23 protein-coding genes and 1 tRNA gene are annotated in these 22,429 nt (G+C 37.2%); 1 reads left to right on the top strand and 23 read right to left on the bottom strand.

From position 1 onward, the window contains the following. Positions 1-227: 227 nt before the first annotated feature. From D7I46_RS01435 to D7I46_RS13620, 7 genes are all read right to left on the bottom strand, one after another. Positions 228-4,721, bottom strand: coding sequence for an LPXTG cell wall anchor domain-containing protein (locus D7I46_RS01435; RefSeq protein ID WP_120771250.1), 4,494 nt, complete (start codon positions 4,719-4,721; stop codon positions 228-230). A 363-nt stretch (positions 4,722-5,084) separates the two neighbouring features. Then, positions 5,085-5,960, bottom strand: coding sequence for a hypothetical protein (locus D7I46_RS01430; RefSeq protein WP_120771249.1), 876 nt, complete (start codon positions 5,958-5,960; stop codon positions 5,085-5,087). Between the two features lie 537 nt (positions 5,961-6,497). Next, entirely contained in the window at positions 6,498-7,412 is a 915-nt protein-coding gene (locus D7I46_RS01425; protein ID WP_162930808.1) for a hypothetical protein, read from the bottom strand. Beyond that, on the bottom strand, positions 7,372-8,040 hold the full coding sequence (locus D7I46_RS01420) for an ATP-binding cassette domain-containing protein (protein ID WP_240424461.1): 669 nt from the start codon (positions 8,038-8,040) through the stop codon (positions 7,372-7,374). Before D7I46_RS01420 ends, D7I46_RS01425 begins: the two co-directional genes overlap by 41 nt. Positions 8,041-8,122: 82 nt before the next feature. Beyond that, a complete protein-coding gene (locus D7I46_RS01415; RefSeq protein ID WP_120771246.1) occupies positions 8,123-8,545 on the bottom strand; it encodes a hypothetical protein in 423 nt (140 codons plus the stop codon). Positions 8,546-8,573: 28 nt separating this feature from the next. Further along, positions 8,574-8,816 (bottom strand): hypothetical protein, encoded by a 243-nt coding sequence (locus D7I46_RS13760; RefSeq protein WP_420844011.1) that lies wholly within the window; start codon positions 8,814-8,816, stop codon positions 8,574-8,576. A 49-nt stretch (positions 8,817-8,865) separates the two neighbouring features. Then, positions 8,866-8,991 carry a hypothetical protein gene (locus D7I46_RS13620; protein ID WP_276116996.1) on the bottom strand — a complete coding sequence of 42 codons (126 nt, stop codon included), beginning with the start codon at positions 8,989-8,991 and terminating at the stop codon, positions 8,866-8,868. A gap of 82 nt (positions 8,992-9,073) precedes the next feature. Between D7I46_RS13620 and D7I46_RS01405 the strand changes: the two genes are divergently transcribed. Next, a complete protein-coding gene (locus D7I46_RS01405) occupies positions 9,074-9,313 on the top strand; it encodes a hypothetical protein (protein ID WP_120771244.1) in 240 nt (79 codons plus the stop codon). Between the two features lie 372 nt (positions 9,314-9,685). Here the strand turns inward: D7I46_RS01405 and D7I46_RS01400 are convergent, their stop codons facing one another. The 16 genes from D7I46_RS01400 to D7I46_RS01335 form a co-directional block, all read right to left on the bottom strand. After that, positions 9,686-10,156 (bottom strand): hypothetical protein, encoded by a 471-nt coding sequence (locus tag D7I46_RS01400; protein ID WP_120771243.1) that lies wholly within the window; start codon positions 10,154-10,156, stop codon positions 9,686-9,688. 159 nt (positions 10,157-10,315) lie between these two features. Continuing rightward, the gene (locus D7I46_RS01395) at positions 10,316-10,783 is read right to left on the bottom strand and encodes a hypothetical protein (RefSeq protein WP_120771242.1); all 468 of its coding nucleotides are present in this window, start codon (positions 10,781-10,783) and stop codon (positions 10,316-10,318) included. A gap of 1 nt (position 10,784) precedes the next feature. Next, the gene (locus D7I46_RS01390) at positions 10,785-12,680 is read right to left on the bottom strand and encodes a T7SS effector LXG polymorphic toxin (RefSeq protein ID WP_120771241.1); all 1,896 of its coding nucleotides are present in this window, start codon (positions 12,678-12,680) and stop codon (positions 10,785-10,787) included. Next, on the bottom strand, positions 12,680-13,009 hold the full coding sequence (locus D7I46_RS01385; protein ID WP_120771240.1) for a DUF3958 family protein: 330 nt from the start codon (positions 13,007-13,009) through the stop codon (positions 12,680-12,682). The genes D7I46_RS01390 and D7I46_RS01385 overlap by 1 nt, the downstream gene beginning before the upstream one ends. 9 nt (positions 13,010-13,018) lie before the next feature. Continuing rightward, complete coding sequence (locus D7I46_RS01380) at positions 13,019-13,282, bottom strand: hypothetical protein (protein ID WP_120771239.1); 264 nt, start codon at positions 13,280-13,282, stop codon at positions 13,019-13,021. 264 nt (positions 13,283-13,546) lie between these two features. Continuing rightward, positions 13,547-13,615 (bottom strand) — tRNA-Ile (locus tag D7I46_RS01375). A gap of 105 nt (positions 13,616-13,720) precedes the next feature. Continuing rightward, positions 13,721-14,143 carry a hypothetical protein gene (locus D7I46_RS01370; RefSeq protein WP_120771238.1) on the bottom strand — a complete coding sequence of 141 codons (423 nt, stop codon included), beginning with the start codon at positions 14,141-14,143 and terminating at the stop codon, positions 13,721-13,723. Further along, positions 14,133-14,771, bottom strand: a complete 639-nt coding sequence (locus tag D7I46_RS01365) for a hypothetical protein (protein ID WP_120771237.1) — start codon at positions 14,769-14,771, stop codon at positions 14,133-14,135. The genes D7I46_RS01370 and D7I46_RS01365 overlap by 11 nt, the downstream gene beginning before the upstream one ends. A gap of 309 nt (positions 14,772-15,080) precedes the next feature. Further along, positions 15,081-15,281, bottom strand: a complete 201-nt coding sequence (locus D7I46_RS01360; protein ID WP_120771236.1) for a cold-shock protein — start codon at positions 15,279-15,281, stop codon at positions 15,081-15,083. A gap of 599 nt (positions 15,282-15,880) precedes the next feature. Next, complete coding sequence (locus D7I46_RS01355) at positions 15,881-16,078, bottom strand: cold-shock protein (RefSeq protein ID WP_120771235.1); 198 nt, start codon at positions 16,076-16,078, stop codon at positions 15,881-15,883. A gap of 567 nt (positions 16,079-16,645) precedes the next feature. Beyond that, a complete protein-coding gene (locus D7I46_RS13205; protein ID WP_162930807.1) occupies positions 16,646-16,783 on the bottom strand; it encodes a hypothetical protein in 138 nt (45 codons plus the stop codon). Next, positions 16,784-17,038, bottom strand: a complete 255-nt coding sequence (locus D7I46_RS01350) for a hypothetical protein (RefSeq protein ID WP_120771234.1) — start codon at positions 17,036-17,038, stop codon at positions 16,784-16,786. Next, positions 17,035-17,406, bottom strand: coding sequence for a hypothetical protein (locus D7I46_RS01345; protein WP_120771233.1), 372 nt, complete (start codon positions 17,404-17,406; stop codon positions 17,035-17,037). Before D7I46_RS01345 ends, D7I46_RS01350 begins: the two co-directional genes overlap by 4 nt. A gap of 80 nt (positions 17,407-17,486) precedes the next feature. Continuing rightward, positions 17,487-18,623, bottom strand: coding sequence for a hypothetical protein (locus tag D7I46_RS01340; protein ID WP_120771232.1), 1,137 nt, complete (start codon positions 18,621-18,623; stop codon positions 17,487-17,489). A gap of 12 nt (positions 18,624-18,635) precedes the next feature. Beyond that, positions 18,636-19,565: a hypothetical protein gene (locus tag D7I46_RS13200; RefSeq protein ID WP_162930806.1), complete on the bottom strand. Its 930-nt coding sequence runs from the start codon at positions 19,563-19,565 to the stop codon at positions 18,636-18,638. A 111-nt stretch (positions 19,566-19,676) separates the two neighbouring features. Further along, the gene (locus tag D7I46_RS01335) at positions 19,677-22,340 is read right to left on the bottom strand and encodes a TraM recognition domain-containing protein (protein ID WP_120771231.1); all 2,664 of its coding nucleotides are present in this window, start codon (positions 22,338-22,340) and stop codon (positions 19,677-19,679) included. Between the last annotated feature and the right edge of the window lie 89 nt (positions 22,341-22,429).

The raw sequence follows: 22,429 nt of genomic DNA, 5'->3' as shown, positions 1-22,429 counted from the left end.
CGTCTCCTCTTCGTTTTTTGTATATCTTCTCTTTGTCTCAAAATAATTCCTTTCAGCTTATACTTTTTGTCACTATCTCACATAGAAAAAGAGGATTATCATTTCTGATAAATTGATTCTTTTTCTTTTGACGTTTATTCGTTATTTTCGCTACTACTCCAATCTCAATAATATTGACTTTATTATCTCAAAACAAAAAAAGAACTCCCGAAGAAGTCCTTTACTGTTTATTTTGCTTTATCAGAGCCTTTCTTACGTTTCTTGTAAAACGTTGTCCCACCAACTGCGGCAAGAATAGCCACACCGATACCAGTCAACCAAGCAAGAGCTTTCGTTCCTGTATCAGGTAGAATAATTGTCAAGTTAGGTTTCGCGGGAGTTAAGGCAACTGGTGTTGTGACCGGAGTCAATGTCTCTGCTTTGTCATTCTTATCATAGAATGTTGCCAAAGGTTTGTCCGTCTTGATGTCAGCTCCTTTGGCAAAGATGGCTTCGCCCCAGACATAACGAGTACCTACCACATCTTTAGAAGTATCAATAGACTTAAGAACGGTATCTTTCTCCGCTTCTACAGTTGCGTCATCGATAGTGAATGACACGGTTGCTACAATCGTGTCTTTGCCATCAGGCGTGATTTTATGCAAGTAAGCGACTTGGATATCGCCTTTCGGTGCATTTGTCTCTACTGTGTCATACATTTGAGTAGAAGAAGACGGTGTAAAGATTTGGTCTGTGCCTGTTGTATGAGCAGTTGTCTTCACTGTGAGTGGTGTGATGCCATTCCAGTTATCATTGTCCCCTACTGGCACTTTATCAAGTGTTCCAACGCCCGCAATCGTTGCATTATCTGTATGCAGTTCTCCTGCTGGCAAAGCTGGCAAGAGTCCTGTTCCTGTGATGTTCTCATTGGGTGCGAGGGTCAACAATGTCCCATCTTGAAGCGTCAAGTAACCGTCTGCATTCGTTTTAAGGGTTTGTCCTTTGTAAGTCCAAGTAATTGCACCGATAGCAACAGAACCTGCCGTTGTTTTATCCCCGACTTTGATGTCTGTCAAAGGCTCCGTACCATTATTGGTTCCGTTAAAGTAAATCTGTGTGGTTGCCTTGTTCTTTACTTTGTCGGCAGTTGCTGCGGTGTCATGGTCGTTGGTTCCATCATTATTGGCAGTATCGGTGTTATTGCCTTTGCCTGCTTTAGGAGTTGTCCCATTTGCCTTTTCAATATCAATACTTGGTTTTGGGGTTTCCCCATTCCAGTTATCATGGTCTTGTACATCTCCACCAGATTGGATACCGATACCCGAAACTGCGATTTGGTCTGTATGAAGTTGTCCAGCTGGAAGTGCTGGTAAAGTAGCAGTCCCTGTAATACTTTGTCCTACAGACAAAGTCAGGACACTTCCGTCCGCAGTCACGAAGTAGCCATCGCTGTTAAGTGTGACAGTCTGACCATTGTAAGTCCACGTAATCGCACCAATATCAACTGAACCACTCGTTGTTTTATCTTTGGCGGTGACTTTCGTTAAATCATCTGTGCCGTTATTGGTGATACGGAAGTCAATCGTTGTCGTTGCTCCTGCTTTAGCATTATCAGCAGTCGCAACCGTATCATGGTCGTTGACACCAACGTTATTATCCGCATCAGTGTCATTGCCTTTGCCTGCATCTGGGACAGCATCATTGGCTTTTTCAACGTCAATACTTGGCACAGGGAGCTTATCAATGAGTTGTCCGAGATTAAATTTCCCAAGGCTGTTATTATCATCAATCAACTGACGTCCCGATTGACTTGTGCTGTAAGAGACAGGAATGGTTTCATCGCGTAAGACATTACCAGTCACAGTATCGGTAACTTTCAGCTCATAGCTTGTTGGAGCACCTGTGGTATCGGTATCTGGTAAGATATCCACTTCCATCTCATCTACTGGCGCATAGCCTTTTGGTGTGCTTGTTTCTACCAGTTTGTACTTCCCGACTTGTACATGGTTGTATTCCACCCAACCCGCGGATTGATTGCCCTGAGGGTCGGTATAATCATGAGAGGTTTGCGTTGTGCCTAAGAAGAGTTGGCTGACATCGGTCACTGGGATTGCCAGTCCAGTATCAGGACTGATGAAGGTATCTTGTCCATTGATGTTGGTGTCTTTGCCATTATCGAACTGACCAAGACTATTTTGTGTGCCTGTGAGTGGTGTAAGTGTAAACTCTGCACCATTTAAGCCTGTGGCACCTTGGTCTGCCGCATCTTTTGTGAAACTAAAGCCAAAATCAACGACACGGTCAGAAATGGTAGCACTTAGCTTTTGACTATCCTCATAGTTATTTGTGGCAGTATCTACTGTATTGGAAGGAGAGAAAGTCACGGCATCTGGCTTATCATTGATGGCATAACCATACGGTGCTTTGGTTTCTACCCATTGATAATTGAGGTTATTCGTCAAGTCAAGGTTTTCCACTTGTCCTGCGACACCTTTATCATTCGTGACAAGCACAATATTCCCATTGGCATCGGGTGCATAAGTCGTGCCAGAAGTCAGAACAACATTGGCAGCTGCACCCGTTTTGGGGTCAACACCTTGGCTTTGTTTAACTGGTGCGCCTGTCGCATCTTCCAAAGTAAATTCTGCTCCTTGAAGAGTCGCCGCACCTTGTGTCGTGCTATTGCCTGTATCGGCATCCAGCTTCGCAATCGCTGTTTCGCCCATTGGTTTATCCGTCGTTGTGCTTGTTACAAGGAAGTTAGATTTATCGCTATTTAAAGTAGTTGTACTAAACGTTCCTGTAGCCACTTGATTATTTAAAGCATGACCTGCGGCGGGAGAAATTTCTTTCCAAGTGATATCTTTAGAGACTTGTGTGCCATCCATGTTCTTCACATCAATTTGACCTTGTGCATTGGCTTTGACGATAAGAGGTCCATCTCCTTCTTCTCCACTACCAACACTTGTAACCAATGTTCCTGTAACAACATCAACATCCGCTGCTTTTCCTGTCGCTGGGTCTAAACCATCATCAGTCGTAATTGGTGTACCATCTGAATTATAGGCTTCATAAGTTGCATCCCCAAGAGCATTATTAAAGGCTGCGTTTGTAGAGTTCTTATTCAATTGTGCTTCAAGCAACGGTTTATCTGAAATATTTGTGTCAGCGGTTGGGATATTGCCGTCACTATCTGCTGGAGTACTTAAGTTCGCAGAGAATTCTTGTCCACTCCCTGAGGCAGAAATCGCTTCTCCATCTGGAGCATTGACTTCTACCCATTGGTAAGTAATTGTTTTGCCATTACCATCTACTGATGGGAGGTTTTCAACACCCACTTTACCGTCTGAACCTGTCGTGAACTCTAGTGTGCCATCTGATGAGGTGTTCATTTTACCATTAGACGCTTCAACTTCATCACTTCCTGTATCACTTGCATTTACAAATTTGCCAGGATTCTCGTTTTTTAATTCAAATTCTGCACCAGCTTGTGAGACACCTGACGGACTAGCTCCTGATGTCTCTGTTTTCGTTAATACATTTTTCACGAGGTCAGGAACAGGAAGGCTAACCGCACTTCTTCCAAAGAGGGATTCCACGATAGAACCTTGTTGTTGATTGCCGAGGGTATCTGTGAACGTAAGTGCAAAGGAATTAATATTCTTTAAAGTAACATAAGAATTTGCATCCAATGTAGAAGCATCAGAAGTGACTGTATGGTCTGTACTAGCCGTTAATACATTATTTTGAAGTGACAGATGAGTCGGATTAGAAATAAAATATCCAAGAGAATTACTACTAATATCTGCGGACTGTCCAGCATCAATATCTGCTACTTTTACTGCTGAAATGGAATTATTAGGAAGAACTTCGCCCGTATTTTCATTGACATAAGTAACAATACCATTGACACTTTTAGGAATCCCCGTTGTACATCCACCAGAGATATTTCCTGTGCCACTGCCAGAGCCACCACCTTCTGAGCCTCCGCCATTATTCTGAGCAACAACGCCGTTCATAACAACAACATATCCCAAGGTAATGTTCCCATTGCCATCATTGCGAGCAGCGACCATTAATTTATAACCATCGCTAAAGACGTCCCGTGGTGTGGTACTACTTCCGCTATCATAATAAGTCGCATCATTGATTTTGATTTTTAATCCAACAGGGATAAACTTACCAGTCGAAGTTTCATACGCTTCACCAACATCATAAATAGGAACCGCTTGCCCCGGAGCAGTAATGTAATTAAAATTATCCGAATCTGTAAAGCCATCCTTTTGCATAATGGCAACATTCACAAAATTATAATTCGGTTGAGATAAATCAGAAGGGTCTGCGGTTAAAAGACTCCCAAAAGTACCACCATTTATCACTGGGTATTGTGTTTGTCCGTCATACCATCCTAAAGGCTGACCAGCGATAATTGTTTTCCCATCGGAAGCATATTTAGCTGCACCTACATAATAGTCAGGTGTTTGACCGTTAACAAGTGCTTTAATCGCTCCATTGATATTTGTCCATGAAGTATTGGATGTTTGGTAAAGTGGTGCTGAACCAATACTACCAACCTGAGTAAAGTCAGAAGGCATACTTGTCGCCGCTTGCGCGTGAAGTGCGAGAGGTGTCAAATTTGAAACGGCCATTCCTCCACTAACTAATATAGCTAGAACACCAGCAGAATAAAGCCAGTGCTTCCCCGCTTTCCAAGAGCGGAAACCTTTTTCTTTTTTAAACATTTAAGTTCTCCTTTAAGATTTTTTGTAATATCCCCATATGTCGGATATTACAGACATTTTTGTTGTCTCCTTTATTTTCCTACAAAGAAAAAAAGAACCTAAAACAAGTCCTTCTTCTACTTTTTCGTAAATAAAAAAGCAACTTCTATTTAGAAATTGCTTCATTTTCTCTTATCTACAACTAATTTATTATTCTTCATTAAAAGCCAAAGCTTTCATTTGTCATACTAGAAGTATCCACACCTGTAAGCTTTGAAATTGCTTGACTTGCTACAACTGTGCTTGAACTGATTTTATCTGACGTAAATACTCCTAAAATATTGGAAACAAAAAGATATCCGACATCTCGAATATCTTTATCCTTTACTTTTTAGGAGGATTCCAGCCTCCGATAACATCACTTGTCCCCGCAGCACCTGCTGCTGCTTCCGCATTAGCAAGCCCTTGTCCACTGGTGTCTTGTTGCGCAGCAGTTGGTGCTTGCCCGCCACCATTGGATGTCCCTCCGCTCGCAGTTTGACTCGTACCTCCAGAACTTGCTGGGCTTGAACTTCCACCATTAGTATTATTTGAACTCATTGAACCCGAACCCGTATCACTGTAGCCACTGCCATAATTAGTCGTGTTCGTTTTACTTTCAGCTGCTTGTGCCTGAGATTGTGCAGTTTGAGCAACTTGTTGTTTTGCGCTGGCATCCGCTGAAGCTTTTGCTTGTGCGGCAGCTGCCTTTGCCTGTGCTTCACTAGCAAGAATTTCTTTATTCAGCGTTGCTTTGAGTGCTGTATCGTACTTACTTGTCAGTTTGTTTACTGCTGTATGTGCGGCTTTATCCTTAGTTGCATTTCCAGCATCCTTTTGGAAAGTACTGACCGCATTCTTCGCATTCGTTTCCAGTACGATTCGAGCATGGATGGAAGCAATCTCTGCATTCCCTGCTTTTTTAAATTTTGCATTTGTAACCGCATTAACAGCGGATTGAGCCGCAGAAACATTCTTGATGTTATCTACCTTTTCCGCCGCAAGAAGTGCCGCCGTTGCTTTTTGTTCTGCTTGTGTTTCAGCCTTTTTAGCTGCCTTGGCTTTGGCAATTTTTTTAGCTTCTACTTTCTTTTGCGTTGCCACTTGTTGAGCGTGTACCGCATTGCTATGACTCACCACACCAATCGTAGTCCCGCCACCTACTAATACCACAGCAATCGCTGCGCCGATAATCAGTTGTTTTTTACTTGGTTTTTTCATTTCAATAGTTCTCCTTTATTTTGTGCCTATGTTATAGCACAAAAAAATTCTTCACGGGAAAGTTTTCCTTTTTTAACTTATAGCCCGTAATTCTCCCACCTCTAAGGTGGCGAGGTGTAATTAGAAAAAATAATCAAAGGCGGTGGCTTGCCCCGTCGTTTTTGTAGGCTCTACCAAACTTTTGTAAGAGAGGTAACCATGAAGCTTATCCCCGAAGCCCCTCGCTCAAAATCCGTAGGATTTAGCTAGGGGTGCATTGACTATGAATGAGTATCTTTTCCAATTAATTCAGAAATCACTTCTTGTGCCACTATTGAGTTAGAACCTAGCTTTGATGTTCCCATTAAGTAAAATTCTTCTTAAATTTTCATGTGATTATTATTAAGTTTATTTTACAGTTTTTAGAAGGGATTTGCAACTGCTTACCTCATTTTATTTACAATTAATTCTTCAATTTTATAAAACAAAGAGTTGTTAAATTGATAACAACTCTTTGTTTTGTTTTACATGCCCTTTATTAATTACACTCCAAACTCTTTAAAGCATAAATCGAGTCCGTTTTGAAAAAATCACTCCACAAATTACTAAAATTACCCCTACATAGAGCAAAAAGAGGGAGATTACAAGAGAAATTGGAAGTGTTGTAAAAGGAAGTTGCTCAACATTTAATCTCGTTCCAAAATGTGAATACAGGTTCAAAATAATATTTTTCCAATCAAATTTCCCCAAACTAGGAATAACAGCAACATACACGATAAAAGTAACAATAACAGCAACAACACGACGAACAACCATATTTACTGCAAAACCAACTAAAGCTAACGCCAAACCGAGCATAAATGAAATTCCTGTCATTAAAAGACTAGCCCAAAATCTAGAAAAATTAAAATTTGAAACGTGGACATGTGTAATAAAAGGTAAAATTCTTCCTATTGTAACAGAAAATGCAAAGGCTAGTATATATACTCCCAAAATGAGCACGATAATTACTGCAATTTTTCCAGTAATTATTTCTTTCCAGGAACTCCTTGATAATCTGCGCTGATAAGTTTCAAATTTATAATCATAACTAGAAATTAGCACACCAATAATAAAAGCTAGAATAGAGAAAAAAGTTAAACCATAAGTTTTAAATAGAAACTCTGGCAAGCTAGATGCAGAAACTTGTTGGGCTGAAGTATTTAATTGTGCAAAATCATAAGCTGAAAGGTTATCAACTTCAAGCCCTCCCTGACTGTCTAATCTAGAAGAATATCCTTTTTTGATATTTTCTTGAAAATGTATATCATTTTTCTTATCCATATCCACCAAAGACTTTGCACCATTAAATGTCATAACTCCTTGAAAAGCACCTATTAATACAAGAATAATCGTTGCAAGTGCTATTCCCAAAACCATTTTTGATTTAATGCTATAAAACAGCTCTTGTTGCAAAGTTTTCTTCATAGACATCTGCTAACCTTCTTTCCCCCCAATTTATAATTTCAACAATTTGATTATTTTTTATAACATACAAACTATCAATCATTTCTTCATAAAATTCAAATTGATGTCCTGTTAGCAAAACAATTTTTCCCATTTTAGAATCATTTAATTTCTCTCTTAAAGTTTTCAGAGTTTCGTAATCAAGACCATTTGTAACCTCGTCCATAATTGTAATTTGCGGTTTAAGAAGCTCCCAAATAATCAAAGATAATTTTTTCCCTTCACCCAACGAATAATTTTTAACTTTTTTATTAAGAACTTTTTTTGAAAAATAAGATAAAGCTATTTTTTCTATTTTTCTTTGATGAATTTTAAACTCTGTAAATAATTTAATATTTTCAAGTCCTGTCAAATTTCCGTACAAACTCAATTTATCAAAAAGAACAAAGCAATCAAAATTTTGTACACTATTAGCTATTACTCCCTTGTCTACTTTTAATAATCCCGTCAGTAGTTTTATCAGTGTCGTTTTACCGGTACCATTTGGTGCCATGACAAAGGAAATTTTTCCCGATTCAAACGAAACATTAGCATGTTTGAAGATGACCTGCTCATTAAATTTTAGTGCTAAATCTATTACTCCTAATTCCATCATTGCCCCCCTTATATAAAAATATACCACTTGCTTTAAAAATTACAAGCCTAAGCAAGTGGTATATCATAATAGTTTATTAAACTTATCCGTTAAAAGAGTAGTATCCGTATGTTCCATCTCCTTGTATGGCTGTTCGGATATATTTATCTCCGACACTTACACCCAAATGACCGAGACTTCCTGCATTAACTCCTACCCCAACAGTATACTTTCCTTGATACAATTTTTTCCATGCGCCACTACTGTCAATTACTTTAATCCCACCTTTTGAAATCCACACTGATGGAATTAAAGCTGTAACACTTTGACTACCTGAAGAAGTTGTTATTTTACTTCCTGTGTAAGAAAAATACACGTGGTCTGTCATACTAGCAACTCCCTTGATACCAAGAGTTGCAGTCGTTGTTTTAGACTTGGTTGCAGCATTTACACTCAAAGTTCCAAAAGTCCCCAATCCTGTAAGTGCTAAAAGAGTGATGATAGATAATTTTTTGTAGTTTTTCATAAAACTCTCCCTTCACTTGTTCATCTTATCACAAAGCCAAAGGGTAGACATTAACATTTGTTAACAGGCACTCTAGAAAATTTATAAAAATACTAGACTTATATTTATACTGCAAGGTAGTTGTAATCTCCCGCTTTTTCTTTGGGCACATTATCCCAATAAACAGAATTTTCACCTTATCAAAAGTGCCATTCTTATTATGCACTGTAGCAGAGTGTTTTTTATCTCTATGATAATATTCAGATAATGTTCGTCCATTTACATTAGATATAATATACCAAATTCCACCGCCTACATTAGAAACTTTTCTAGTCTGTGCATTACCTTATTTTTTTAACTGTTCTACAGTTAGCCCCTGAAGTCTGGTCATTGTCTGCAAAAGCTACTTTTTCAACAGTTACAATTGAAAACCCTAATACAGCAAATAGTAACACAATTTTCTTCATTGTACTTTCCCTCCTCCTTTGATATAATTACATTAACATCAACTAAATTTGATTATATGTACTCATGTCAAGGAGGGGATTTATGTATAATTACTTAAAACATGTACATGAACAGTTAAATAAACTATCATTTGGAGGTCAAGGGCTAGCTTGGTTTATATCTTTTAAGTTATCAGGTCTTATACTAAGTGGTACAGAAAATGTTCCTGCTCCTTTTTTCACAGTTATTTTACAATTTATCCTATCAATAATCATTCTAATTATGGGAGTATGGCTTATTGATAATATGTTGAAAACTCGAAATATTGATAAAACTTTATAAAATAAAGAGTCGTTAATTAAGTGAAATAAAAGACTTATGAAAATACTAATTCATAAGTCTTTTTTATATTATTATCTGCTTTACACCCCACTTAATGGTGTTATTAAGCCAAATGCTTGAGATAATTTTTATAGAAATTAATTGCTACATTCACCCATGAAATTCGTTCTAACCCTGCCATTGTCCAAGCTTTAATTGCATAAAGCACTCGTTTAACTTCTTCTCTTTGAGGTTCATAACCTCGTTCTTTGGAGAATAAATAGGAAATCTACCAAGTTCTTGCTCTGTTTTACTTTTATAGCAAGACATGGAGTCTTTTCGTCTGTAAACCTTTTAATTTCTCATAAAACTAAAATCCAGTCTTTAACTCTATCAAAAACCAAAGGAATGTTTATCCCACCAACTACGTTCATCATCAGCTTTTTGGAGACGTTCAAGTTCAGATTTTAACTTTCCAAAATAGTCAAGTTGTTTTTCTTCATCTTCTGAACTTCCCCCTGCATAAACAGTATCATATTTAAGAGCATCCCCTAGTAAATCATCTAAACCTTTAAAAGGAATTCCAAACCATACATCTTTCGCCCCATTATATTGCACACAAGCCGTGAAAAAGCCATCGTCAATAGTTTGATAGCCTTTTCCACTCTTGACAAGACCAATTAGAACAACTCTATCAAATTTAGGAAATTTTATAATAATTTGAAAATCATTACTCTCTGGAATTCCTATTGAATCATCTTCAAAACTTAATACTTCAAATCCTGTTTTAAAAACTTTGGCAATGACTTTAACGAGTTGCTCATATTGTTTTCTATTTTGAATAGCATAAATACTTGAGTTCATGTTTGGCTTTCTTCTCCCATTTCTTTTTTGCTTTATGTGATTGATTACTAAGATTGGTAAAGCTATAATAAGTGGAACAAAGCGTTTTTATTTTTCTTTCATTTAACTGCCCACCATTTGCCATCTCTGTCTTCAAAGAAATGCTTGTTCTGACCAAATTTATTGCTTACCTTTTTCTAAATATTTCTTTAAGATTAATAATGAGTTTTCGATAGCTGGCTCATTTTTTCCAAGAGCCCCTTCATGTTTTAAGAAATCTACTTCTTCCGGAGAAACAAGATAAATCAAAAAGTTGTAATAATTTCCATCATTCCCTTTATTCCATGGAGAATGCTTTTCACTAATATCCTCAATGGAAAGATATAAATTACCACCTGCACCTCGCCACATTCCACCAAATTCACGAGTGTCTTCTATGACAATTTCAACCTTAGTATTATAGAGTTTTAGATATAGTCTAAAATCATCCTTATAAAGTTCTTTTTCATTTTGATTTCCTTGTGCCCTTACATAAATCATATCGGCATCTTTTATATTAAAATCAAATACATTTTTTAATGCTTTTTCTAAATTATTAAAACCGAGTGAATTTAATATATGAACTGGTATTTTGTTTCTATCTATCATATTATTTTCCTCCTTTAGTGATATGCCACAAGCCATCAGCTGAGGGTTTATCAGGGATGATATAACCATTTGAATCCAATTTTTGTAATTCTAACTTATACGATTTTCCAATATCAGCAGCTGTTGGGTCTTTACTCAACACAAAGTCATTCCCAGCTTTTATTTTTTCATCTAGCCAAGCTTCATTGATATCTTGCCCAGCCGTAGGTATTTTAATTTCTAATTTATCATAAGCAGAACCCATATCATAATAATTATATCCCGCCCTGTTAGCCAACTGCTCATAAGAAAGGTCATTGGGTTTCCATCCTCCTAACAAAGTAGTTTTTGAAGTTATATTGTTATCGCTCGCTTCAATCAAGGATTGTATTTGGCTTTTTGATAAACGTGTTTGATTTGCGCTAATATTATCCACTATTTGATTAAGTCGTTCAACCTGTACACCTCGATAACCTGCACTTAATTTCCCAAGTTCATCTGTTTTCGCAAAAACACCCGCACCTGCATCTTCTATCAATGCTTCGCCTGCTAATGCTTCAGGGTCAACGGGTACTATTGCTGAAAATAATGCAAATTCCTCAATACCAGATACCACTTGATTTTTCACTCCCTCTACTGCGGAGGAAACAAAGTAAGTGGAATGAATACTTGAACCTTCATAGAAAAATTGTTCAGTGGCTTCTTTATCATATTTTCCATCAGAAAAAAGATAATAAACATAGGGATGATTCGGGTCATACCGCTGTCCTGAGGTTGCTAAGGAACGGACTTCGAAATTTGTCTTTTTGATAGTAATATTTGGCATATCTTCGCCAAAGTAAGACAGAAAGGCTGGGTCAAAACGCTCTCCATTCGGCATCACTACTGACCACTGGGATTTCCCTGACAAACTAGCTTTCGGCATTCCTTCTTGGCTTGTAAAAGTTGTTTTTATAAATAAATCATTGCCTGAATTTTCAATGAAATTATGCAACCCTCTTATCAAGACACTTCCTGCCCCATTAGGTGCCATCCATTGACTCTCTTCTGTCAAATGAAGAATGTCATCCTTGATAAAGTTTTTATATTCTGCATTGAGATATTTCACATAGTCTTTCTCTCCCGTTTCATTCCAGCCTTTTAAGTCCAGATAGGCAAGCTCTTGACGGATTTTATTCTTATAGGCTTTGGCTTCTGAATCACTCATTTTAGCAGTATTTAAAGTCGCTAAGATTTGTTTATACTTTTTAGCATTGACCTTAAGCTCATAATCCTCACCCAGAGAAAGTGCCCAATCAGACATCGCTGAAATTGTAAAGTGTCCGTTATGATAAGCATTACTGCCACCTTTGCCAAGGGTTGAAAAACCCTTTTCAAGATTCCCTTTGATACTCTCTGCTTCGTCATAAGCGTCACTCACAGCACTCGCAAACTCATGAAGGGCTTCAATTTGTTTGCTCAACTCAGAAATTGCGTCACCAAGACTTTCAATTTCGCCTTGGTATTCCCATTCAAGTTGTTGATACACAGGAACCATCGTTGGATTGGCTCGCATTTCGTAGGTCAATTCACGCACCATTTCAACATAATTATTTCTTGCCCTCGTATAGCCATCCATTGTGACCGTCAATAAACTCTCGTCTAAAGGTGTCGGATAGCGAAAGTTATTGACAGCACTCTGGACTTTTTTATTTCCTGCAATCACAGCTTCATTATAAGCAATCTGACCTTGAATAAGTGGAACATAAGCATCTGTACTCGCTGTTTTTGCTGAGTTCCACGTTTGTCCTTTTAGCTGGCTTTCATCCGCAAAGTTTCTCAAAGTTGAGAGAGTAATATTTAAAGAAGCATTATTACTTTCAAGGTGCTTGCCAGTGTTAAGCATTTCTTGCACTTCGTTGATGTCTAATTTTACCATTAAATCAATGTACTCCTTTGTTTGTAGAGTTCTTCTCGTTTGTCATCCAAACGATTTTTTTCTTGTTTAATACTCTTATGCCCTTCTTCTACAAGCTCCGAGAAATGAGCGTTTACTGTCATTGACCGTGATAACATTTCGCTCGCAATTTCCCGATTGTGTCCATTTTGGCTATTAGTACCGAAAATATCCGTTGTCTGTTGTACCAAGCGCTGTGTTTCATTAAAACGGTCTTCAAACTCTGATAGCTTTCTTTCTTGTCGGGAAAGTGCATCAAAATCTTCTTCTGCTTGCATAATTTGTCGATTTACACTTTCAAATGTTTCCATAACTCCCCCTTATTTAAAACCTTTCGCAGCACTTTTGTCATCTGCTACCTTTTTACTTGCCATATCTACCAAATCACTTGCAAAGTTTTTGATATCTTCCTCGATATTCTTTGCATAGCTGGCACTTTGAGTGTTAAGCGTTACCCCTTGATGAATAGCACCGATATCCGTATAATTGACTGACACGGTTGGAGCCGTTGTTTTGAGTTGAATTGATTTTATCTTACTTGTGTGTTCCTCCGCAACTTCTGGAATCGTTTGAATACTCGCCATAAATTACCCTCATTCTCTAATTATTTTAACACTATTTTACTGTTATATATCTTAAATTACAAGAGGTGATGTAAATAAAATGAACAAAGAAAAAGCATCCAATTCACATCAATATTGGATACTTCTTGTAAGTTTTATATTTTTCCCTCTTCTACTGAACTCCCTATAATTTCTATTCCAGGAATCTGTTCTAGCGTCTTTTTTGCTATTTTTATAATTTACTCATTTTTACCACTTTCAGACTATTTCTGCTACTTATGTTTATGGTTCTTGCTGGACTCGAACCAGCGACCGAACGGTTATGAGTCGTTAGCTCTAACCAACTGAGCTAAAAGGAGCTGGATAATTATCCAGCTTACCTTATAAGGTTAAAGACTTAATCATTATAGCATAATTGGCTGGGGTTTAAAAAACAATTTGTCTATCGCGTTAGTGTTCTTATTTATATTTTCTCAAATTCATGTAGACTTCTCCAACATCTAAATCTTTCATGTAGATATCGTAAGTATAGACTTCAAAAAAATATTTATCTACTTCCGAAAAATTTCTCAGTGCCTCAGGAGCAGAAATTTTATTAATCCATTCCTCTAAGTATTTTATTACTTCAACTGTCCGCTCCATATCATCTTTTACTTTCGTTAAAGCATTGGAAGCAATCTGATAGACCACTGGAGATAGTTTTTCACTTTCTACAAAATATTGTAGCGAAATTCGAGTAAATTCATAAAGAAAATTTAAAGCTTCTTTATTATACTTTGAAGAGGATGAAATAAATTTTCCATTAATCCCTCTAAGCCTGCCTATTTTAGCTATTTGAAATACAAGATTATCTTTATCTATTTTCTTCTCACTATTGTTCATTTGGTGTGCCACCTTTACCATATGGAGAGGTCTGATAATTATCATTTTGATAACCATTTGAGTTCTCTAGTGCTGTATCATATCCCTGCCCTATATTATTAATAACTTCCTCAGTATGATTCTCTCTTTTAGGAGGGATAGGATTCGGATTTATATTAGGAGCTATAGTCCCATAAGCCCCTACCATACCTCCTGAAATGTTTTCTATCACTTTTCCAAAATCGACAGAATACGCAGGAGAATTTTTGTCGGTTTCTTTGAAATAAACGCCGGCATTCTCAGAAACATTTTGACCGACTTTTATCCAACTATCCTTAACCTTGGTATTGTCAAAGCCGCGTCCACCGCCAGAACCACCACTGACATGACTACCAAAAATTGATGAATCGTTTTTATCATCTTGTTCTTTTTTCTCAGCGAGTTTTACAATCTTTTCAGCTTGCTTTTTTGTCACATCAAGCAACCCATTTACTGTTTTCCCTAACATCTCAGACAATTCTAAAGCATTTTTCATTCCCTGAACATTACTCTGACCAAGATTAATCTTTTTAAAATCTGGTTTTTCTATCTTCTCAAAACCACTCACAGCTTCTTTTGCTGCCGAAACATTTGATGTTATCTTTCCCATAAATTTTCCTTTGGTTGCACAATCTTACTGATACATTTTTTATAATTACATTTATTTTACATATTTATCTTTGATTTTTCAAGTCGTAATTAATAAAATTAGATTTTAACGATAAAAAATACCCACCAAAAGACAGGGATTCTATGAACCATTAGAGCCGTTAAGTCTAATCAATTGAGCTAAAGAACCAAAAAGGAAGCTGGATAAATTATCCAGCTTACCTTATAAGGTTAAAGACCTCTCATTATAGCACAATTTTAGCATAAAAAAACCAAAGCATCTCTACTTTGGAATCTATTCAACCTAATATTAAGCTTTTTCGATATTTACAGCCTGTGGTCCACGTTGACCATCTTCAATTTCAAAAGTCACTTTTTGACCTTCATCAAGTGTTTTGAATCCACCATCTTGAATTTGTGAGAAGTGTGCAAACACATCCTTACCATCTTCAGCGGTAATAAATCCAAAACCCTTTGTTGCATTAAACCATTTTACAGTTCCATTTGCCATGTTAATTATTTCCTTTCAGCAAAAATTGTAAACCTTATTTTGTGAAAAGTGATTCTAAAAATACATTTAACTCATGACAAAATTTACTTTGTTAGTCTAACACTAATAGTTAAAATTGTCAAATTTAATTAAATCGTTCTGTTGTAAGAACGATTTAATTAAGGATGTAAAAACTGTAAGGGAAGCAACTAATCTTCCCCGTCTCAGTATAACATAATATCTATTAATTACAAAGGTAATAAAAACCGCCCTGTTGTGATTGGACAGGACGGGATTGACAAGGAGTCAAACACTCCCTGCCTGCTAAGTATAACACTTTAAAACTTAATTGCAAGGACAACAAAAAAGCCGCTCAAGTAGAGCGGCTTAGGAAAGGGTTAAGAGAAAGGGGCCTCTTACAGGTTCATTATAACATTTTATAACCATGACAACAAGAAACCACCTCGTGAAAGGTGGTAATAGAAACGTTAGAGAGCATACCTCTCTAAACTAAATGTAACACTTTAAAAACTAATTGCAAGAACAAAAAATGCCCCACAAGGAAGTAGCTTTATCAACTATCGATAAAACCTATAAGATTGATGAGAACCTAGCTTTGTTTACCTTTTTATGATATTAGAAGCATATGGTCCTTGAGAACTATTCGCAATATCAAATGTAACTTTTTGTCCCTCATCAAGCCTTCTTGAACTATCAAACCTGAACCCCGAAAAATATACAAAAGCATCTTTCCCATCATCAGTAATAATGAAGCCATAGCTTTTGGTTATATTAAACCATACTGTTCCTTGTTTCATACTAATACTTCCTTTCACAAAAGTTGTAAATCCTATTGTGCGAAAAGTGTACTCCTAAACATTTAACTCGTGACAAAACCTACAAGTTTATGGTAACACTAATAATCCTGACTGTCAAATTGAGAAACAAAAACCGCCCTAGATGACAAGGCGGCAAAACAGATGGGGAGACAAGCGACCTCCCCATGTGCTAAGTATAGCACAATATAATTTAATTACAAGGGCAACAAGAAACCGCCTCGTAAAAGACGGAATCAAAGAATATGGATGGGAGGGTGCGTCCTCCCAAAACTAAGTATAACATATAAACTTTTAATTGCAAAAAATGGGAAAGCTGCCCCGTTAAGAGCAGCTAGAAGAAAAACAGCTGAGGAGTTTCACCAAGCTCCCTCACTGGTAGTATAACATGATTTCATCGATAAGAAAAGCCTCTACATAGTAGGAAGGCTTTAAATGTATTCATAAGACTAACTTTAGTATAACATTTTATATCTTATTTACAAGAGATATGAAAAACGCCCCGAAGGGCGCTGAATTAACTGCTTTTATATTTTTGATGATTAGCGTCTATTTGGTAAATAACAAGATATCCATCATCATTAAGATAACCATGAATTCTGGAAGGCTTTGATTAAATAAATTTCTCAATTTTTCCATATCAAACCCTTTAGATAATTGCCATTCTGTAAAATCTTTCTTATACATTTAAACCTCCTTGTTTTCCAATACAAAGTTATCCGCCTCATTTTTATTCTTCGCATTTTCTACAGTTTCTTTGGCACCAAAATCTATAAAAGTTATTGAAGCACCTTTTGATATAAGTTGCTCTACAGATTCTCCTTTTGCATCAATTACTATTTTTTCAGTTCCAAAATCAGTTGTCACTGTTATTCTCGTTTTTTCTTTTGAGCTAAAAAGTGAGCAAAAATATTTCCATATGTTTTTTATGATTTTTTTCATTTTACGGGACTCCCTGTAATTTCTATTCCAGAAACCTGCTCTAGCATCTTTTCTGCTTCTTTTTCAGACAAGGCAGTAGCTGTCGTCTCTAATGTCAAGCCGTTACTTTGCTTAGTGATTTTGGAAGCTGAATGCTCCTCCAATTCAAACCATGCGAATTCTAATTCATGCTCTTTGGCGAATCTTTCGAGCTTCTTGATATTTTCATTATTTTCTTCCCATTTTGCCGCATCATTAGTATTGCCAACAAAAATCAGCTCTCCATTAGTAGCTACTCGTTTTAAATAAGCATTCTTGATGCCATCAGGCAATCCCTTAATCCGGTTAACGTTCATCTTTAAACCAACAGCTTTAATTGTTTTACTCATAATTATTTTCTCGCTTTCTTTTACTCCTTACATTATCTCACCGGAAAAAAATAAGAAGGACAAAAGTCCTTCTTTATCGGTTAGTCACTTCCTAATAGAGCACGTAGATTGTTTTTTATTTGTTCCGTGGCATTTTTTTCAGCTTTCAAACGTTCCACTTCATTTTGCATCTCTTTAAGTTCTTTTCCTGCCTTATTTTCAAGGAGTCTGCTGGAATTAGATAATTTACTTGAGAGACTTCTCATGGCTGTAACCAGTTCAATCACTGTTGCTTCTGGAGAATCTAACGTCGCAAGCTTTTCAGCCTTCTGAGCCCGTTTCTCCATCGCCTTGAGGTCATATTTGAGCTGTCTATTCTCTGCTTCAACTTCCTTCATATTTTGCGTAAAGACACTATTCTCACTCAGTTGTTTTTTAAGAGTGGCGTTCTCTTGTTTCAAGGAAAGAAGTTCATTATCATCTTCCTGAATCACTTGTCTTTCTTTAAGGATTGCCAGTTCCTGTCCCAAGGCTTGATTTTCTTCGTCTACTTTTTGAATGTAGTCTTCGGCTTCATCCGCATATTTTCGAAGCTCTACCAGTTCTACAAGTTCTTCCGCAGTTGGCATTACTGGTGTTGATTCAAGAGCTGACACCGGTGGAGTAAAGTTTTGATTCGTAGTAACAGTTGTATTGATAGCCTCGACCTGCTCAGAGGGTGAGAAAAGCGGTGTAATGTCAGGTTCTTCTACCGCCATGGGTTCAGGTGCTGTACACAATGGAAAATTAGATTTTAGAAAAGTATCCAGGGTCTCATCTGTAGGCAATTCTTCATAAGGCAATCGGCTCATCGTTGATTCAAAGTTAGAATCAGTGATTAAATCTGCATTATAAATCAAATCGAAGGTATCCGAATGAATGGCTTGATTGAAAAATTCTTTTTTCTTACTGGCGCTCATATCAGAAATCAAAAAGACACTCCGGTCAACGATGGTAGAAAATTGGTTCAGAAATCCTCTGTAAGCTTCTAGCATTTCAGCATTCTCATCTGTTAAATCCACAAAGAGTTGAACCGTTTGCTTACGCTTTATTTTTGAAAGAGCGGTGCTTAACTCTGCGACAGAGGGGATAAATACAAAGTTTTTCTTTACTTCTTCATCAAGTGTCGCATAAAGCCCTTGAAATTTTGGTGTAGCAGATAACAAATAGAAATCTGGAAGTTTCTTAAATAATGGCATAGTGTCTCCTTTTTATTCAAAGATATATTTTTCGTGTTTATCTTGTGGTTCTTTTGTTTTTTCTTGTTTAAGTTGTTGGACTTTTACTTTTTTCTTTTTTTCTTCAACTTTTGGATACTCTCGCTGAACAAAGTCAGGAAAGATTTCTCCATTTAATAGTGGACCTAACCGTTGGAGGACTTCATTATAAGTGAAAAAGTAGAGCGTCAGATTTTTTTGCTTCTCAAGTTCTTCTAAAAATGGTAAGCCATTTAAAGCTTTAATGTGTCCTGCCTTTTCTGTGAGACTCTGCATTCGAGAGTAAGGAGGACTCACTCTTTTGTTGTTATAGCCTTTCAGTTGGATTGTTTCATCTGTAAAGACACAGATAAGGTTCACTTTTACCTCTGGATTTTTCTTACTCTCATAAAGATAACGAGGGAGTTTGGTTAAAAATGAAGCAGCTTCTTCCGTAAGGTTATCGTATTCAAAGTAAGTCATCCTATCGTCTTTTACAATAATGGCATCAGGTATCATCATATGCTCCACAAAAGTTTTAATCCTTGGAAAAATGAGTGTGCCTGTTTCTGTAGAAATAGTAGAAATCAAGAGCGTTTTTAACGCTTCATCATGAAAGTTTGGCGTTCTTGCTTTGACTTTGACAGGGAGAGCATCTTGGTAAAAAGCAGGAGGGACATCAAGTAAGACATCACGCGCCGTGTTTTCCAACAAGTTCTTAATTTCCTCTTGATTGATAATATACTTGGCATTTCGTTGTTGTCCCTCATCAAGCTTCCGGGTCATTAAACCAAGTCCTTCAATCTTTTTGAGTAGTTGTGAAGAAATTTTAGTTTTGACACCTGATACATTTTTCCAAAGCTGATTAAATTGTGCATAGGTCAATTCATTGAAAGGGTACAAGACCTTGATAAAGTCAAGTTGTAATTCTGTTAGTTGTAACAATGAAAGTTCCTTTCTTTTTTATTTTCCCTTATTATCTCACTCTAAAAATTTCCCTGAAAAAGAAGTCCTCTTTCACTCTTAAAGATAAGAAAAAGCGCAACGTAGCGCCTTTTAATATTTTTCTGAATCTACATTACTCTCATAAGGCTCTTTATCAAGAACAGCGAGTGTAGAATTTATGGCTTCTTCTAAACTCTTTTGTTTTGCCTTAGAAGAATGGACGAGAGGTTCTTGTGGCTTAATCTGCTGTCCAAGTTCTTTCCGGAAATCATCTTTACCACTCCTTATCATCAAGCTCTCTGCTTTTTGACGTTCTTCGATTTGTCGGATAATCTCAACACTTTCCGGTGCAAAGGCATCCACATCATTTTTGCTCTTCGCATTTTCCAAAGCTTCTTGAACGTCCGCATACCATAAATCAAAATCATCACGATTAAAGGCTGGTTTTTGCAGTTTTTCTTCAAAGAAAGGATACGCACGAAGGAGAACAAAGGGTTCTTCTTCTTTGCCATTAAAGTAACGTCCAGCCATATAAAACTGGGGTAAAGTAACCAAATCATCAGGACTCGCATTGGGCTTTTCTACAATCGTTTCTCGTGCGGTTGTACGTCCACCGTCCACATTGCCATCTTCATCATAGACTTGCTTAGAATATTGTGCATCAATCGTTAATTTATTACCGAAAGCCGTTGAATAGTGTTTCGCATCTTCTTCATTCAAATCTTGATAAACAAATTCATTTCGCAAGCCGGTAAGCAAAGTATCACGCGCAGCTTTATCCAAATACAAATCAAACTGTGCATTCGTTTGATGTCCAAATATCCCCATTGCTTTATATTTACGCGAGTTGGACATGAAATCTGGTTCACTACTTGTCAAATAAGGGGGCTTTTCATCGTCGGCACTTGAAAACCAAGCATTATGATTGGCATCTTCTTTTATCTGTCCTCCGCGGTCAATATTATTCATTCGGCGCATGACAGCATTTTGATAGTTCATAGAGACGAGCTTACCGACAATAGGGGCATCCACTCCTAATTCTTCTGTTGAGGTATTGACAATTAAAAAGCCTCCAAACTTCATTAAGACATCAAAATCAAAGGTCGTCTTTCGCGTAAGAATACGGCGAATCCCTGTCTTTTGTGCTAAACGTGCGACATTGACACGGAGTCCATCCACATTATTATCCATTTTATCAATAATGGTCACTTTCCCACTTTTATCTTCTTGAACCTCTAGCCAACTTTTCCAGTTACGCAACGTTGTTTTTGCGATTTTATAACGGTTCTCTAAATCCTCAAAGTCTGCTTCTTCCTGTGGCGTTACTTTTGGTTTTCCTGCTTCTTTGGTGTAGCGATTTTCCAGAATAGCGACAAACTTTTCAAGGGCTAACATTCGTTGGTAACGAATATCTTCTGTCCCTAAGAGGATAACTTCAAAAATTTCATCATAAGAAGGATTGCCTATTTCTTTATCAATCGGATTAGGAATTTCTGATGAAAACTTGACTAAAAAGAGGGCATTTTCAAGATAAGTTTGAGCTTGTGCCGTGAAAAAAGGATGAGGGTTTGTGGAGCCACGCGTCACAAGTTCCATCAAGGTAGAGACGTTTGTTGTGACAGAAGCTTCCAATTTTCCAGAATACGCCTGCATGGCATCTGTCAATGGGTCAGGTGGGTTCAAATAAGTAATCGCTTCACGTGGCACGCCCATTGCTAGAAGCTCTGAAAACATATCCGAAGCTAAGCTATTAGAAGGGTCTATCACTTTCCAGCCATTGATATACTGTCCGTTTCTTTCCTCGACAAACCAGTATTTTTCAAAAGATTTAAAATCTGAAAATTTCCGTCGTGCTTCGGCATAATCATGCCAATACATAAAGACCTTATAAGCATCTTGTCGCAAAACGGGGTGCATGATTGCCGCCGTTTTACCTGTTCCCATAGGACCTACAATGTGTATGCCTACCGCACGAGAACTTGGAGAAAGATACAAGTCAGATTGTGTAGCAACATTAAGACCAATTCTGACATAGGGAACATGTTCAGCTCCCCGGTTTTCAATCACTGGGTCAAAGGTATTTGACTTAAAGTAACGTGATTGTCCCCATTGGTCAAACAGTGGTCGCATCTTAATAAACAACTCAAAAGTTTGCGTATAAACAATCAAACTCGCTGGCAAAAGTGCAGGCAGCATAATTAACAAAGCATAGGGCAGATGGTTATAATTAAACCAAAGCGCTTTTGATAGGGCAGATGGCATAAAGCCTGCATGACTCTCATTTAATAGTTGATTCGTAGCAAGCTGTGTATAGATAAGGGGTTGTAATTCCACGGTCAGAAAAAAAGTGACCGCGATATAAAAATTAGAAGCTATCAAATAGAGATAAGCTTTAATCCGTTTTTCTTGTACTTTTATCTTTGTCTTGGGGTCTTGCTTCAATGCAGACTCACGAGAAGCTAAATCCATTGAATATTTGTAAGCCAAACTCCCTAAAAAAATCGTTGTGATACAGATGACAATGATAAGCAACGGTGATAAATGGACAAGTGGCGAAAAAGCACTATAAAGTGTAACTAAAGATGTGGCACCTGTGACGCCCCATAAAATCTTTTCAGAAACTTCAAAGAAAATAATGAGTTGTTTAAAATCGAAACGTTTGACTAATGCCTTTTCAAAAAAACGTTGGATAGCCTCAGGCAAGTCGAGCTTTACTTGCTTTTTTATTTTCGACTTTTTTCGTTTTTGTATGATATTGGATGATTTTTCTCTCATAGTCCCCCTTACGTCAATACGAGCCAAGTAATCATAAGACCAATGAAAATAACAAGATATGCCAAGCCATAAGTAAAAACAAAGCGAAG

It is taken from the genome of Lactococcus allomyrinae, from assembly GCF_003627095.1.
GTDB lineage: Bacteria > Bacillota > Bacilli > Lactobacillales > Streptococcaceae > Lactococcus > Lactococcus allomyrinae.
The sequence above is the reverse complement of the archived record's forward strand: the minus strand, read 5'-3'. Positions and strand labels throughout refer to the sequence as shown.

Coding starts and splice junctions, on each gene's coding strand:
- D7I46_RS01435 (WP_120771250.1), bottom strand. CDS start 4,721: ATGTTTAAAAAAGAAAAAGGTTTCCGCTCTTGGAAAGCGGGGAAGCAC.
- D7I46_RS01430 (WP_120771249.1), bottom strand. CDS start 5,960: ATGAAAAAACCAAGTAAAAAACAACTGATTATCGGCGCAGCGATTGCT.
- D7I46_RS01425 (WP_162930808.1), bottom strand. CDS start 7,412: ATGTCTATGAAGAAAACTTTGCAACAAGAGCTGTTTTATAGCATTAAA.
- D7I46_RS01420 (WP_240424461.1), bottom strand. CDS start 8,040: ATGATGGAATTAGGAGTAATAGATTTAGCACTAAAATTTAATGAGCAG.
- D7I46_RS01415 (WP_120771246.1), bottom strand. CDS start 8,545: ATGAAAAACTACAAAAAATTATCTATCATCACTCTTTTAGCACTTACA.
- D7I46_RS13620 (WP_276116996.1), bottom strand. CDS start 8,991: ATGAAGAAAATTGTGTTACTATTTGCTGTATTAGGGTTTTCAATTGTA.
- D7I46_RS01405 (WP_120771244.1), top strand. CDS start 9,074: ATGTATAATTACTTAAAACATGTACATGAACAGTTAAATAAACTATCA.
- D7I46_RS01400 (WP_120771243.1), bottom strand. CDS start 10,156: ATGAACTCAAGTATTTATGCTATTCAAAATAGAAAACAATATGAGCAA.
- D7I46_RS01395 (WP_120771242.1), bottom strand. CDS start 10,783: ATGATAGATAGAAACAAAATACCAGTTCATATATTAAATTCACTCGGT.
- D7I46_RS01390 (WP_120771241.1), bottom strand. CDS start 12,680: ATGGTAAAATTAGACATCAACGAAGTGCAAGAAATGCTTAACACTGGC.
- D7I46_RS01385 (WP_120771240.1), bottom strand. CDS start 13,009: ATGGAAACATTTGAAAGTGTAAATCGACAAATTATGCAAGCAGAAGAA.
- D7I46_RS01380 (WP_120771239.1), bottom strand. CDS start 13,282: ATGGCGAGTATTCAAACGATTCCAGAAGTTGCGGAGGAACACACAAGT.
- D7I46_RS01370 (WP_120771238.1), bottom strand. CDS start 14,143: ATGAACAATAGTGAGAAGAAAATAGATAAAGATAATCTTGTATTTCAA.
- D7I46_RS01365 (WP_120771237.1), bottom strand. CDS start 14,771: ATGGGAAAGATAACATCAAATGTTTCGGCAGCAAAAGAAGCTGTGAGT.
- D7I46_RS01360 (WP_120771236.1), bottom strand. CDS start 15,281: ATGGCAAATGGAACTGTAAAATGGTTTAATGCAACAAAGGGTTTTGGA.
- D7I46_RS01355 (WP_120771235.1), bottom strand. CDS start 16,078: ATGAAACAAGGAACAGTATGGTTTAATATAACCAAAAGCTATGGCTTC.
- D7I46_RS13205 (WP_162930807.1), bottom strand. CDS start 16,783: ATGTATAAGAAAGATTTTACAGAATGGCAATTATCTAAAGGGTTTGAT.
- D7I46_RS01350 (WP_120771234.1), bottom strand. CDS start 17,038: ATGAAAAAAATCATAAAAAACATATGGAAATATTTTTGCTCACTTTTT.
- D7I46_RS01345 (WP_120771233.1), bottom strand. CDS start 17,406: ATGAGTAAAACAATTAAAGCTGTTGGTTTAAAGATGAACGTTAACCGG.
- D7I46_RS01340 (WP_120771232.1), bottom strand. CDS start 18,623: ATGCCATTATTTAAGAAACTTCCAGATTTCTATTTGTTATCTGCTACA.
- D7I46_RS01335 (WP_120771231.1), bottom strand. CDS start 22,340: ATGAGAGAAAAATCATCCAATATCATACAAAAACGAAAAAAGTCGAAA.